This is a genomic window from Arthrobacter sp. NyZ413 (assembly GCF_049390645.1).
Taxonomy (GTDB): domain Bacteria; phylum Actinomycetota; class Actinomycetes; order Actinomycetales; family Micrococcaceae; genus Arthrobacter.
In genome coordinates this window covers 2,060,106-2,074,045 of record NZ_CP155434.1, presented here as the reverse complement: position 1 = coordinate 2,074,045, position 13,940 = coordinate 2,060,106, and the positions used below count along the sequence as shown (strand labels likewise).

At 65.8% G+C, this 13,940-nt stretch carries 11 protein-coding genes and 1 tRNA gene; 7 read left to right on the top strand and 5 right to left on the bottom strand.

Translation table 11 applies throughout. The features are described from left to right. Positions 1 to 3: 3 nt before the first annotated feature. The 3 genes from zwf to ABCW42_RS09695 are packed head-to-tail and all read left to right on the top strand — an operon-like array spanning position 4 to position 2,941. Complete coding sequence (gene zwf / locus ABCW42_RS09705) at positions 4 to 1,569, top strand: glucose-6-phosphate dehydrogenase (protein ID WP_423181453.1); 1,566 nt, start codon at positions 4 to 6, stop codon at positions 1,567 to 1,569. Then, positions 1,566 to 2,507: a glucose-6-phosphate dehydrogenase assembly protein OpcA gene (locus tag ABCW42_RS09700; protein ID WP_423184634.1), complete on the top strand. Its 942-nt coding sequence runs from the start codon at positions 1,566 to 1,568 to the stop codon at positions 2,505 to 2,507. Before zwf ends, ABCW42_RS09700 begins: the two co-directional genes overlap by 4 nt. Further along, positions 2,504 to 2,941, top strand: coding sequence for a VOC family protein (locus ABCW42_RS09695; RefSeq protein ID WP_423184633.1), 438 nt, complete (start codon positions 2,504 to 2,506; stop codon positions 2,939 to 2,941). Before ABCW42_RS09700 ends, ABCW42_RS09695 begins: the two co-directional genes overlap by 4 nt. Positions 2,942 to 3,025: 84 nt before the next feature. Here ABCW42_RS09695 and ABCW42_RS09690 read toward each other — a convergent pair whose 3' ends face one another. Then, on the bottom strand, positions 3,026 to 4,078 hold the full coding sequence (locus tag ABCW42_RS09690) for a LacI family DNA-binding transcriptional regulator (protein WP_423184632.1): 1,053 nt from the start codon (positions 4,076 to 4,078) through the stop codon (positions 3,026 to 3,028). Positions 4,079 to 4,226: 148 nt separating this feature from the next. Between ABCW42_RS09690 and ABCW42_RS09685 the strand changes: the two genes are divergently transcribed. Beyond that, positions 4,227 to 5,414 (top strand): Gfo/Idh/MocA family protein, encoded by a 1,188-nt coding sequence (locus ABCW42_RS09685; protein WP_423184631.1) that lies wholly within the window; start codon positions 4,227 to 4,229, stop codon positions 5,412 to 5,414. Then, positions 5,411 to 6,430 carry a sugar phosphate isomerase/epimerase family protein gene (locus tag ABCW42_RS09680; RefSeq protein ID WP_423184630.1) on the top strand — a complete coding sequence of 340 codons (1,020 nt, stop codon included), beginning with the start codon at positions 5,411 to 5,413 and terminating at the stop codon, positions 6,428 to 6,430. Before ABCW42_RS09685 ends, ABCW42_RS09680 begins: the two co-directional genes overlap by 4 nt. Positions 6,431 to 6,500: 70 nt before the next feature. Here the strand turns inward: ABCW42_RS09680 and ABCW42_RS09675 are convergent, their stop codons facing one another. After that, positions 6,501 to 7,718, bottom strand: a complete 1,218-nt coding sequence (locus ABCW42_RS09675; RefSeq protein ID WP_423184850.1) for an amidohydrolase — start codon at positions 7,716 to 7,718, stop codon at positions 6,501 to 6,503. 345 nt (positions 7,719 to 8,063) lie between these two features. On the opposite strand from ABCW42_RS09675, the gene ABCW42_RS09670 reads away from it, so the two are divergent. Beyond that, the gene (locus ABCW42_RS09670; RefSeq protein WP_423184629.1) at positions 8,064 to 9,575 is read left to right on the top strand and encodes an SLC13 family permease; all 1,512 of its coding nucleotides are present in this window, start codon (positions 8,064 to 8,066) and stop codon (positions 9,573 to 9,575) included. Positions 9,576 to 9,598: 23 nt separating this feature from the next. Here the strand turns inward: ABCW42_RS09670 and selB are convergent, their stop codons facing one another. The 3 genes from selB to ABCW42_RS09655 all read right to left on the bottom strand — a co-directional run bounded on the left by selB (position 9,599) and on the right by ABCW42_RS09655 (position 12,862). Then, positions 9,599 to 11,395 (bottom strand): selenocysteine-specific translation elongation factor, encoded by a 1,797-nt coding sequence (gene selB, locus ABCW42_RS09665; RefSeq protein ID WP_423184628.1) that lies wholly within the window; start codon positions 11,393 to 11,395, stop codon positions 9,599 to 9,601. Between the two features lie 3 nt (positions 11,396 to 11,398). Continuing rightward, positions 11,399 to 12,730 carry an L-seryl-tRNA(Sec) selenium transferase gene (gene selA / locus ABCW42_RS09660; RefSeq protein WP_423184627.1) on the bottom strand — a complete coding sequence of 444 codons (1,332 nt, stop codon included), beginning with the start codon at positions 12,728 to 12,730 and terminating at the stop codon, positions 11,399 to 11,401. 37 nt (positions 12,731 to 12,767) lie between these two features. Then, positions 12,768 to 12,862 (bottom strand) — tRNA-Sec (locus ABCW42_RS09655). 73 nt (positions 12,863 to 12,935) lie between these two features. On the opposite strand from ABCW42_RS09655, the gene selD reads away from it, so the two are divergent. Then, positions 12,936 to 13,931, top strand: a complete 996-nt coding sequence (gene selD / locus ABCW42_RS09650; protein ID WP_423184849.1) for a selenide, water dikinase SelD — start codon at positions 12,936 to 12,938, stop codon at positions 13,929 to 13,931. Positions 13,932 to 13,940 lie beyond the last annotated feature (9 nt).

Sequence of the window (13,940 nt, the reverse complement as noted above, 5' to 3'; positions counted from 1 at the left end):
GACATGCCAGAAACTGAAAACGGTTACCGCCCCACGGCCAAGACCAGCCACCGCAACCCCTTGCGGGATCCGCGGGACCGGCGCCTGAACCGCATCGCAGGACCTTCCTCGCTGGTGTTCTTCGGAGTCACCGGTGACCTTGCCCGCAAGAAACTCATGCCCGCGGTCTACGACCTCGCCAACCGGGGCCTGCTGCCGCCCAGCTTCGCGCTGGTCGGTTTCGGCCGCCGGGACTGGAGCAACGAGGACTTCGCGAACGAGGTCAAGGACAACGTCAAGGCCCACTCCCGCACCCCGTTCGATGAGGCCGTGTGGAACCAGCTCTCCGAAGGCATCCGCTTCGTCCAGGGCGAGTTCGACGACGACCAGGCCTTCAAACGCCTCGGCGCGACCCTGGACGAACTCGACGAGACCCGCGGGACCCGCGGGAACCACGGCTTCTACCTCTCCATCCCGCCCAAAGCCTTCGAGCAGGTCTGCCGGCAGCTGTCCAAACACGGCCTGGCCCAGGCCGGGGACGGGCAATGGCGGCGCGTGGTCATCGAAAAACCCTTCGGCCACGACCTGGAATCCGCCCGGAAACTCAACGACATCGTCGAGTCCGTGTTCCCGGCCGACGCGGTCTTCCGCATCGACCACTACCTGGGCAAGGAAACCGTGCAGAACATCCTGGCCCTGCGCTTCGCGAACCAGCTCTTCGAACCGCTCTGGAACGCCAACTACGTCGACCACGTCCAGATCACCATGGCCGAAGACATCGGCACCGGCGGCCGGGCCGGGTACTACGACGGCGTCGGCGCGGCACGGGACGTCATCCAGAACCACCTGCTGCAACTGCTGGCCCTGACCGCGATGGAAGAACCCATCTCCTTCAACGCCGATGACCTGCGCGCCGAGAAGGAAAAAGTCCTCGCCGCCGTCCGGCTGCCCGAAGACCTCTCCACCCACTCGGCCCGCGGCCAGTTCACCGGCGGCTGGCAAGGCGGGGAACTCGTCCAAGGCTACCTGGAAGAAGAAGGCATCCCGGCCGATTCCAAAACCGAAACCTACGCCGCGATCCGCCTGGACATCCACACCCGCCGCTGGTCCGGGGTCCCGTTCTACCTGCGCGCCGGCAAACGCCTCGGACGGCGCGTGACCGAAATCGCCGTCGTGTTCAAACGCGCACCCAACCTGCTCTTCCGCGGCCACGGCGAAGACGACTTCGGCCAGAACGCCGTGGTCATCCGCGTCCAGCCCGACGAAGGCGCCACGATCCGTTTCGGATCCAAAGTCCCCGGCACCCAGATGGAAGTCCGCGACGTGACCATGGACTTCGGCTACGGCCACTCCTTCACCGAGTCCAGCCCCGAAGCCTACGAACGCCTCATCCTGGACGTGCTCCTGGGCGAACCACCGCTCTTCCCCCGCCACCAGGAAGTCGAAGAATCCTGGAAAATCCTGGACCCCTTCGAACACTACTGGGCCGGCCTGGACGAACAACCCGAACCCTACGCCCCCGGCAGCTGGGGCCCGGCCTCCGCCGATGAACTGCTAGCCCGCGACGGACGAACCTGGAGAAGGCCATGATCGTAGACCTGCCCGACACCACCACCTCCAAAATCTCCAAAAAGATCACCTCCCTGCGCGAGCAAGGAGGCGTGATCGCCCTCGGACGCGTCCTGACCCTCGTGGTCGTCACCAAATCCGGGCTGGAAGAAGAAGCCATCGAGGCAGCCAACGAGGCCAGCCGCGAACACCCCTGCCGGATCATCGTCCTCGCCGACGCCGGCAGCGAAGCCCCCGACCGGCTCGACGCCCAAATCCGCGTCGGCGGCGACGCCGGAGCCTCCGAAGTGATCGTGCTGCGCGGCTACGGATCCCTCGCCAAAGAAAACGAATCCCTCGTCGCAGGACTGCTCCTGCCCGACGCACCCATCGTGGCCTGGTGGCCCCACGGAGCACCCGACAACGCCTGCGAAACCTCCATCGGCCGCATCTCCCACCGCCGCATCACCGACTCCGCCAACGAACCCGACCCCGCAGCCGCCCTCACCCGGATCCGGAACACCTACCGCGCCGGCGACACCGACCTCGCCTGGACCCGCCTGACCAACTGGCGCCTCCAACTCGCCGCCGCCCTGGACCAAGTCGACGAATCCCCCGTCACCGCCATCGCCGTCGAAGGCGCCTCCGACTCCCCCAGCACCCTGCTCCTCGCAGCCTGGCTCACCCTCTTCCTCGACGCACCCGTCCACATCGTCGCCGACCCCGCCGGAACCGGCATCCGCCGCGTCCGCCTCAGCCGCGCCACCGGAGACATCCAACTCATCCGCCCCGGCCTCACCATCGCCGAACTCACCCAACCAGGACAACCCGCCCAACGAATCTCCCTCCCACGACGCAACCTCAAAGACTGCCTCGCCGAAGAACTCCGCCGCCTCGACCCCGACGACGTCTTCGGAGAAGTAGTCCAAAAATGCTTAGTGCCGCATCCGTCCTTTCATCCGGTAGCGTGCAACCCATGACAATCAGACTCGAGAACGTAGGGATTGCCGTTCGCGACCTCGACGCAACCATCGCCTTTTTCACCGACCTTGGGCTCACCGTCGTCGGTCGCGACACGGTCAGTGGCGAGTGGACGGACACTGCCGTTGGCCTGGACGGCAACCACGCGAAGATTGCCATGCTTCAAACTCCGGACGGCCAGGGTCGCCTTGAACTCTTCGAGTACATCAATCCCCAAGCGATCGAGACGGAACCCACCCGCCCCAATGAGATCGGCATGCACCGTGTCGCATTCTCGGTTGAGAACATCGAAAAAGCCTTGGAAATAGCCGCAAAGCACGGCTGCCATCCGCTTCGCGGCGTGGCTAACTACAAGGACATTTACAAGCTCACATACCTCCGCGGTCCCAGCGGCATCATCGTGATGCTCGCCGAGGAGCTGAAGAAAGGCTGAGGCGAAGCCCTTCGTCAGCAAGGCAACGCAGGAACAGGTCCGAACGGTCACGGTCCAGGGCAACCCGGAAGCCGGCGCCCGCAGCTAACCGACGTTCCGGGCCCTGCCCGTGGTTTCGCGAACCACGAGGGAAGGTTCAATAAGCTCTTTTCGCGGTTGCACACTAGCGTCTTGGATGCGCTCGAGCAGCGCCCGAGCCACAGCGATTCCAACAAGATCGCTTCGATTGTCCACCGACGTGATTTCGAGATACCGCGACTTGGCCAGCGGAGAGTTGTCGTAGCCGATCACAGATACGTCACCGGGAACGGAAAGGCCCCTCACTTTCAGGGCGGCAAGGACGCCAAGCGCCATGGTGTCGTTGGCAGCGAAGATCGCAGTGGTTTCCGGAAAATGGTCCAACAGCCAACTGGCTCCCGAATAACCGTCCTCTTCAGACGTGCCCGTTTCCTCCCCCACGACATTCGGGGCCAGTCCCGCGTCCAGCATGCGCCTCAGGTAGCCCTCCCGGCGGTGAGCCGCCGCGCCGCCGGTCCCGGAGACATGACCGATCCGGGTGTGCCCAAGATCGAGGAGATGCTGCACGGCCATTGACCCGCCGCCGTCGTCATCGTTCGTGATGAGGTCGGCATCCGGGGGAAGGCCCGTACGCCATCCGGCGACCACCGTCGGGACCCAGGAACCGGCGGCCAGAGGACCGGATGCCGGCGAACCCGATTGCGTGGCGTCGCTCGAATCGGCCGCAATCACCAGCCCTTCCACGTGCAAGGACAGCAGATTGTCGACAGCTTCCTTGAAGCGGTCCGCTCCCGGTCTCGAGTCGGCAAGCGTGACTTGGTAACCGAGCTCGGAGAGGACCGACTCCATGCCACGCAGCAAATCCACGAACCACAGATTCCTGTAGTCGTCGATCACGAGGCCGATGCTGTGGGTCCGGCTGCTGGCGAGGGTTGCCGCCGCCCGGCTCGGCCGATAACCCAGCTCTGACATCGCCGCCTGGACGGCCGCACGTCTCTTGTCGCTCACTTTGGACGGGTTCTGCAGCACCAAGGACACCAGCGAAGGTGAGACGGCCGCTCGCTTCGCCACGTCATAGAGCGTCGGGCGGCGGGATTTGGAACTCTTCGTCGGCTTCACGCCTGATCCTCCTTGCATCTCATAAAGAATAGTAGCCCGATATTGACAGGACATACGCACAAAGCTAACCTCGAACCAGCGCAAATTGCAGCGCTCCAAAATCTCCACGACGGGTAAGGGCCCCGCGTGAATTTCGAAGGAGAAATCAATGGCTGAGAGCCTCGGAATCGCCGTGATCGGCGCGGGAATGGCCGGTAAGGCGCATGCGGCGGCGTACCGCACGGCGTCGACCCTGTACAACCCTGTTTTGCCGCCCCTGCGTCTGGTGTCGATCGGGGATGTGAATACCGAGTTCGGTTCCCTCGCGGCGCGGCGGTTCGGGTACGAGCGTCATGACACCTCGTGGCAGGCGATCGCGGAAGCGGAGGATATCGACGTCGTCAGCGTGGTGATCGCGAACTCCCTCCACCGTGAAGTGGTCGAGGGCCTGTTGGCGGCCGGGAAGCACGTACTGTGTGAGAAGCCCCTGTCGGACACGTTGGAGGATGCGCGGGCGATGGCCGGTGCTGCCCGGGCCGCGGAGGCGCGGGGCACCCTGGCGCGGATCGGTTTCACGTTCCGGCGCACGCCCGGGATCGCGTACATCCGCGAACTGATCCGCACCGGCGTGCTGGGCAGCGTGCTGCATTTCAGCGGCCGGTACTGGACCGATTACGGTTTCAGCCCCGCCGCCCCGATGAGCTGGCGTTACAAGGGCGGCCCGGGTTCCGGTGCCCTGGCCGACGTCGGAAGCCACCTGACGTACGTGGCTGAATTCTTGTGCGGGGACATCACCTCCATCAGCGGCGGACGGCTCAGCACTGTGATCGGCAAACGGTCCCTTCCCCTGGGCGCCGTGATGGGCCACGATCACGCCGCGGTCAGCGACACTTTCGAACCAGTCGAGAACGATGACTACGCCGCGTTCAACGCCGAATTCGAGAACGGCGCCGGAAGCTTTGAAGTATCCCGCGTCGCGGCCGGGCACGCCAACAGCCTGAACTTCGAAGTGTTCTGCGAAAACGGCGCCGCGAAATTCGACCAGCGCCGCCCCAACGAAATCCAACTCTTCCTCAATGACGGAACCGGCACCGAAAACGGCTACCGCCAAGTCATCCTGGGCCCGGGGCACCCCTACATCGCCGGTGGACTGGCCATGGACGCTCCCGAGGTCGGCTTCGGCCAAAACGACGCCTTCGGCTACCAGGCCAGGGCCTTCCTCGAAGAAATCGCCGGCTTGCCCGAAAACGAATCCCTGCCCCGCTGCGCCACCTTCGACGAAGGCGTACGCAACATGGAACTGCTCGACGCCGTCGCCGCATCCGCCCTGAACAACGGAAAGAAGATCACGCTATGAAGCTCGGTGTCTACAACGCCATCCTGCACGACCGCTCCCTGCCCGAAGCCCTGAAGGTCATCGCGGACCTGGGGCTGACGGGCATCGAAATCAACACCGGCGGGTTCCTCCCTGCCACCCACGTCCCCACCATGGACCAGATCCTCGAAAGCGATGCCGCCCGGGATGACTTCCTGGGCATCTTCGAAGGCACCGGCGTCGCCATCGCGGGACTGAACTGCAACGGCAACCCCCTGCACCCCCGCCCCGAAATCGGCCACAAGCACGCCGAAGACATCCGCCGCTCCATCCGCCTCGCAGCACGGCTCGGCCAGAACCGGGTGGTGACCATGTCCGGACTGCCCGGCGGCGAACCGGGCGCCACCGTCACCAACTGGGTGGTCAATGCCTGGAACTCCGCCGCCCTGGATGTTCTGGACTACCAATGGGGCATCGCCGCCGATTTCTGGCGCGAAACCGACCGGCTCGCCGCGGACCACGGCGTCAAGGTCGCCCTGGAACTGCACCCGCAGAACATCGTGTTCAACACCGCCGACGTCCACAAACTGATCGACCTCACCGGCGCCACGCACGTCGGCGTCGAACTGGACGCCTCCCACCTGTTCTGGCAGCAAATGGACCCCGTCGCCGTCGTCCGCGAACTCGGTTCCTTGGTCTTCCAGGCCGCCGCGAAAGACGTCCGCGTCAACACCGCAAACGCCGCCCTCTACGGGGTCCTGGACAACAGCTTCCGCCGGCTCACCCCGGAGGAGAACCGCACGAACCTCGGCGGGAACGAATGGGCCAACGAATGGCCGAAAAACTCCGCCTGGGACTTCGTCGCCCTCGGCCGCGGACACGACACCGCCTACTGGACCGAATTCCTCCGCGCCCTCCACGACGTCGACCCCGGCATGCTGGTCAACATCGAACACGAAGACACCTCCCTCGGCCGCATCGAAGGACTCCAAGTAGCAGCCCAAGTCCTCAAAGACGCCGACACCGCACTCACCGAATCACTCAACCTGACCGCGTAGGGTGTGCCGGCAGGTGGATGCCGCCGGATGGTTTCCGGCGGCATCCACCTGTGATTAGCAGTCTCCGCGCCTACCTACCTTCGGCGAGATAGGAAAGCGCGGCCACAACATGGGCCTGGACGCCGATCGACAGCGTCGGGTCGATGACGGGCGCGAAGTACGGCGAGTGGTTGGCCGGAATGTCCTTGGCAACCGTGCCTTTCGCAAGGGCGGCCTTGTACAACGCAGGGTCGACGCCGCCCAGGAGCCAGAACGTATACGGAACTCCGAAAGCATCGGGAATGCGGCTGAAATCCTCGGAAGCCGTCTGCCGGAAAGCGGGGACCACGGCGCCGGACCCGAAATGGGCCGCGAAGGCCGCCGTCACCCTGTCCGTCACAGCGGGATCGTTGTTGGTCAGAGGGAACTGATCGTAAAACTCGAAGTCAGGCTCCCTCGGCGAGCCCGCACTGAAACACTCGCCCCTGACGATCCGCTCGATCGCAGCCAGCACGGTTGCCCGGACTCCATTGTCGTAAGTCCGGATATTCACCAGGAGCCTTGCGCGGTCAGGGATGATGTTCGACGTCGTTCCTGCGTTGAGCGCTCCTACAGTCACAACGGCGAAGTCGCCCGGCTTCGTCTCCCGCGAAACGATCGTCTGCAGCCTGAGCACGATCGACGCGGCCAGCACCACCGGATCAATGGACATATGCGGCATCGAGCCGTGCGCACCCTTCCCGTATACGGTGATCCGCAGCGAGTCCGCGGCCGAGAGGACGGGGCCCGCCGTCGTCGCGATCGTTCCCGCGGCGATCGGCATGACATGCTGGGCGAATGCGACGTCGGGCCGCGGCACTTTCGCGACGAGGCCGTCGTCGACCATTGCTTTTGAGCCCGCGCCCACCTCTTCGGCCGGCTGGAACAGGACCGTGTAGCTCCCTGTCCATGCGTTACGCCCGTGAGCCATGAGTTTCGCCGCGCCGAGCAAAGCGCTGACGTGCATATCGTGCCCGCACGCGTGCATCACGCCGTCGACCTCCGACGCATACGGCAACCCCGTCGCCTCGGCGACGGGAAGAGCGTCCGTGTCCGCCCGCGCGAGGACCGCTCGACCGCGTCCGTTCTCCAGGACGCCTACGACGCCGGTGCCTCCGATGCGTGTCACGGAATAGCCGAATGCGGCGAGCCTTTCCTCGACGAGCTTCGATGTCCGGCTTTCGTGGAGGCTCAGCTCGGGATGCCGATGGAGATCGGAGTAAACGTCCCGGAGCCAGCCAAGTTCGGCATCGAGTCCGGCCAAAACCATATCCAGGCTGCTCACGCGAATCTCTCCTTCTTGGAGGCCGGGCGTGTGGTGCCCCTTGGAGTCGGAGCCTTACACAGTTCCAAGGATCCCAGCACTTTGCCCTCGAATCCATCCTTGGCGAACTCCGTTGACACCCCCTCTTCCCCCGGGTTTGTGTACAGCTCGCACCCCTTAAGGCCGCTCTTAACGGGTGCGAGCTGTACACAAACTCCGGGTTCTCTATGGAAGTGAGACTCCAGCACTGCAAAGATGGGCACCATGGAGCCCCAGGACCGGCCAGGCCGGGTCGGGCATTATCCGCAGTAGCAAGTTCGGCGCATAGCCGGGCGGAACAGGACGAGAACCATGAACGGAATCTCCATCCTCACCAGGCCCCTCGCCGGGGTCGCCACCGACGCCACAACAGACGCGATGCATCAGCCATGGACCGGCCATGACACCCAGGTGCTTATTGTGGCGGCCATCGGTATCGCAATAGTTGTCCTGCTGATCGTCTGGGCAAAGATCCATGCATTCCTGGCGCTGAGCATCGGCGCACTCTTCGTAGGTATTGCCTCCGGGATCGCCCTGGACAAAGTGACGACGTCCTACGAAAACGGCGTTGGCGGGGTACTTGGATACGTCGGTGTCCTCATCGCTTTGGGAGCCATGCTAGGCAAACTCTTGGCCGATTCCGGCGGTGCCGACAAGATCGTGGACACCCTCCTCCACGGGAAGCCGGCAACGCTGCCCTGGAAAATGGCGCTCATCGCAGGAATCATCGGCATCCCCATGTTCTTCGAGATCGGGCTTGTCCTGCTGATCCCGGTGGTAATGCTCGCCGTGCACCGCTCCCAAGGCGCGGCGATGCGCCTTGGGATCCCGGCCCTGGCTGGCCTGTCAGTGCTCCACGGGTTCATCCCGCCGCACCCCGGGCCGCTCGCGGCGATCGGCATCCTGCACGCCAACGTCGGCGTGACTCTTGCCTTCGGTCTGCTCATAGCTGTTCCGACCGTCATCATCGCCGGTCCGGTGTTTGGCCGCCTCGCCGCCCGGATGGTCCCGATCGGGGCTGCAGGTGCCGGCCTGGCCGTCACCGTCGCATCCGACGCGAACGCCCGGGCAGGCGGGCCCGGTGCCCGCAGTGCACGCACGGACGTTGAACACGGCGAGGTGCCCCGCGGTACTGCACAGGACCCGAACGCCACCCGCAGCCCGTCCTTTGCGTGGACCTTGGTCACGCTGCTCTCCCCGTTGGTGCTGATGCTGATCAAAGCCGCGGCAGACATCTGGGTAGACAAATCCGCCGCAGTCAAGCCCTTGCTGGACTTCATCGGCGACCCGGTGTTCGCATTGCTCGTTGCGGTGCTCCTCGCCATGGTCACGTTCGGCACATCGGTCGGCTTTTCCGCCTCAACCCTGACGACGAAGATCGGCCAGAGCCTCCTGCCGATCGTCGGGGTAATGCTCATCGTCGGCGCTGGCGGCGCTTTCAAGCAGGTCCTGGTGGATGGCGGTACGGGCACAGCGATCGCCAAGATCGCCGTCGCTGCCAGTTTGTCGGCGCTGGTACTCGGATGGATCATCGCCGTACTGATCCGCCTCGCCACGGGTTCCGCAACGGTTGCGACCGTGACGGCCGCGGGTATCATCGCACCCCTGGCAACGGGTTTGGCGCCAGCTCAGCTAGCCCTGGTAGTTCTCGCAATCGGTGCCGGCTCGCTGTTCTTCTCGCACGTCAACGACGCCGGCTTCTGGCTCGTCAAGGAATACTTCGGCCTGACGGTCGGGCAAACAATCAAGACCTGGTCAGTCATGGAAACCATCATTTCCATACTGGGATTCGGATTGACCTTGTTGCTGTCCTTGTTCCTCTGACTTTGCCTTGGCCCCACCCCGGGTCACCGCACCACCGTCCGGTGCCCGGCATCCAATCGACGGGTCCAGCCGCGGGAGTCGAGATGTTCGAGCAGTGGAACCGCGACCCGCCGTGTCGTGTCTAACGCCTGTCGTGCCTCGCTTGTGGTGAAAGGCTGCTCCAGGCGAGCGAGGGCACGCATGGCAAAAGCCGGGGCCGAAGGCAGCAGCACCACTCCGTCCCGCAGCCGCAACACGCGCCCCGCGCGTTCGGCGGCAGCGAGTTCCCGGGCGCCGAGGCCCAAGGCGGCCAGCTGATCGGACTCCGGGGCATGGAACGCATGTGCGGCAAGCCTGCGTTCCAGCTCGGCGATTGCCGGTTCGACGGCGCCAAGGTCGCCTTGACTGCCTGGCAACCGGACGTGGCCGCCGTCCTGTTCCAGTCCCGCACCGCGGATGACGTGGGCAAGCAACCTCTCATCGGGCAACGCGAGCAGGTCCCTGGCCGCACCCATGGAAAGGCCCGGGGCCAAAGAGTCGCGCTCCTGCAGCGCCCGAACTGCGCGGTTCAGCTTTTGCTGCCACGCCTCGAGGACAGGGTCATGTACCCACCACTCCCCTAGGGCCCGGACACCGGCGGGGATTTCGCCGTCGTGCCCGGACAGCAGCCCGAGCCGCCGCAGATGTTGTTCCTGCACCGCCCCGCGGGCCGCTACTTCTCCGAGCACGTCCCCTGCCGGATCCATGCCTGTGAGCCTCTCCGCCCAGTGGGCGCCGTCGCCGCGCCGTCGGAGGGCGGGCGGGTCGCCGTCGAGGATGCGAGCGCCGCCCAGCACCAGGCGGCTTCCCGGGTCACGCAGCACCAGGCGGTCGCCGAGTACCAGCGGCAAGTGCCTGTCAAGGACGAGCCTGGCGTGGTCGGCATCAAAGGCACGCAGCCGCGCGGGTACCGACGCGGTCCCGACGTGCACCATGAGTTGCTCCGGCGCTTCGGTGTAGGACACACCGGTGGTCCGCCGGATACCGATGACTCCGGTTGTAGGCCAAGCATCGGGTGTCACCAGCGCGTCGCCGCGGCGGATATCCGTCGCGGAAATGTCGCGCAGGTTCAACGCCACCCGGCTGACGGGCCCCACCGAGGGGTAAGAACTGTCGCAGCTTTGCAGGCCACGGACCACGACGGGCCGGGAGTCAAGGTGTCCGAGCATCTGCAGCCGGTCGCCTTGGGCGATCGTCCCGGCGGCCAGTGTCCCGGTCACGACGGTCCCGGAACCCGTGATGGTGAATGAGCGGTCCACCCACAACCGGACCCGTCCGGAAGTCGTGGGAGAAGGCACGCCGGCCAGGACGCCGTCGAGCGCTGCACGCAAGTCAGCCAGGCCGGTGCCGTCGACGGCGGACACGGTGACCGCCGGCGCATCATGCAGGCCGGTCCCGGCCAGCTCAGCACGGGTCCTTGCGAGCACCTCGCCGATCCGTTCCCGGGACGCGCGGTCGGCGCGGCTCAGGACGACGACGCCGTGTTCAATTCCGAGCGCGGCAACCGCGTCCCGGTGGTCGCTCGACTGCGCTTGCCAGCCCTCGTCTGCGGCGACGACGAAGCAGACCACGGGTGCCGGTCCGATTCCGGCAAGCATGTTGCCGAGAAATCGCTCATGCCCGGGCACGTCCACGAAGGCAACATCCTGTCCGGACGGCAACCTGGTCCACGCATACCCGAGGTCGATGGTGAGCCCGCGGCGCCGTTCTTCCTCCCAGCGGTCCGGCTCCATTCCGGTCAGGGCGCGAACCAAGGTGCTCTTGCCGGAATCGACGTGTCCGGCGGTGGCGACGACGTGCACGGTTCAGCCAGCCCTTCCGTCACCCGCAGCCCCAAGGGCCGCCAATGCCTGCCGGACCGCGCCGAGCAGCCGTTCATCGTCGCCTTCGGGCACGCACCGCAGGTCGACCAGGCAGGAACCGTCGTGGACGCGAGGAAGCACGGCCGGGTCACCGGCCCGCAGAAGTCGCGCGACTCCCTCAGGAAGCCGGAGCGCCCATCCGGGCAGGGCCACGCCGGGGGCGCCTCCGCCGCCAACCCTGCCTTCGTGCGCCACAACAGGTACCCCGAGCGCTTGGGCGAGGCTGTCCGCACGGCGCCGCAACTGCCCGACGTCGGCGTGCAGCGCCTCGACGACGGGCGGCGGTTCGCCGGCAATAGTCGCCTCAAGCGCTGCGAGCGCGAGCTTGTCGGCCCGGACTGCCCGGGCGAGCGGGTGGCGAGCCAATTGGGTGATGATTTCCTTGCGTCCAAGCAGCAGACCTGCCTGGGGACCGCCCAGCAGTTTGTCGCCGCTGGCGGTAACGACGTCGGCCCCGTTCGCCAGGGCGGTGGCGGCGTCGGGTTCGTGCGGCAGGTGCGGATCGGGGGCCAGCAGCCCGCTCCCGAGGTCTGCCACGAGGGGTATCCCGCTTTCCTTTGCCAGCGGGCTCAGCTCGTCCAATGGAACAGCGGAGGTGAACCCGTCGACGCGAAAGTTGCTGGGGTGGACTTTGAGAACGCAACCGGTGTCAGGCCCGACGGCGGCTGCGTAGTCGCGCAAGTGAGTGCGATTGGTGGTGCCCACTTCATGGAGCTTTGCGCCAGTGGAGGTGATGAGGTCCGGCAGCCGGAAGCCCGCGCCGATCTCGACAAGTTCGCCGCGGCTCACCACGACTTCCCGGCCTGCGGCAAGTGCTGTGGTTGCCAGTACCAGTGCCGCGGCCCCGTTGTTGACCACCAGGGCGTCCTCGGCGGCGGGACACGCTGCGAGCAATGCGGCCCGGGCGCCGGCGCCCCGGGATGAGCGGCCGCCATCCCCGAGATCCAGCTCGACGTCGACGTAGCCGCTGGCTGCGACAACTGCTTCGATCGCGCCGGCAGAAAGCGGGGCGCGTCCGAGGTTGGTGTGGACTATGACGCCAGTTGCGTTCAGAACCGGGCGCAGGGTGGTCGCCCTCCGCGAGGCGACGGCGGCCAAAAGGGCCGGTGCCACTTGGTCGGGTGCGAGTTCACCCCGCCGCGCTTGCTCCTGGTACCGCTGTACGAGATCGCGGATGACGCGTCCGTTCAACCGTGTCCCGGCCTCGCGGACGGCTGGGAGTTCCAGCAACTCATTCGTGCGGGGAATCAGGCGGCGGGGATCGACGTGGTCCACAGCCCCTCCTCGCTCAGCGGCATTGCCTGCCGGTGGTTGGCGGTGGCGGACGGGAATCGAACCCGCCAGGCCGAGATGCTCGGCCTCACCGGTTTTGAAGACCGGGGAGCCCACCAGGACCCGGACGCCACCGCGCCTCAATATAGCAGGTTGCCTACGGGAGTACGCTAGGCGAATGAGTGACGCCCGAACGTCTATTCCGGCCATGGATCACAGCGCATTCGACGCGCCCCGGCTGACTGCCTACGCCCACGGCGGGGGCTGCGCTTGCAAGATACCACCCGGCGAGCTCGAAGAAGCGGTTCGCGGCCTTACCGGCCAATCGGGCGCGGACGTGCTGGTCGGCCTGGATAGCGGCGACGACGCGGCAGCGGTCCTGGTGCGCGAGGACCTGGCGGTCCTCTCCACCGCCGATTTCTTCACTCCCGTCGTGGACGATCCCTTTGACTGGGGCAGGATTGCGGCGGCCAATGCCCTTTCCGACGTATACGCAATGGGCGGCCGCCCCATCATGGCAATCAACCTCCTGGGCTGGCCCCGCGGCGTGCTCTCGCCGGACTTGATGACCGAGGTCCTCCGCGGCGGTCTGAGCATTGCCTCGGAGGCGGGCTGCCCCGTGATCGGCGGGCATTCCATTGACGATCCGGAACCGAAATACGGCATGGCGGTTACCGGCGTCGCCCGTCCGGAGCAGCTCATGCGCAACGACGCCGCCAAGCCCGGCTTGCCGATCACGCTCACCAAGCCGATCGGCGTCGGACTCCTCAACAACCGGCACAAGCAGACCGGTGAGGTGTTCGCCGAAGCCGTGGCGACGATGGCAAGCCTCAACCGCGACGCCTCCGAGGCCGCGGTGGCGGCCGGCGTGCAGGCAGCCACCGATGTGACAGGTTTTGGTTTGCTGGGACACCTCTACAAGATGGTCCGTGCCTCGGGAGTGGGAGCAGTGATCGATTTGGACGAGGTACCGCTTGTCGACGGCGCGCGGCACGCACTGCGGGATGGTTTTATTTCCGGCGGGACCCGGCGCAATCTCGATTGGGTCCGGCCGCAATTGCAGGCCGGGCCCGGGATCACCGAAGACGATCTGCTCCTTCTTGCCGACGCGCAGACCTCCGGCGGACTGCTTGTGGTCGGCGAATTGCCCGGGCACCCCGTGATCGGCCACACCACAGCCGGGCAAGGCATCGAAATTCGCTGAATCACCGCT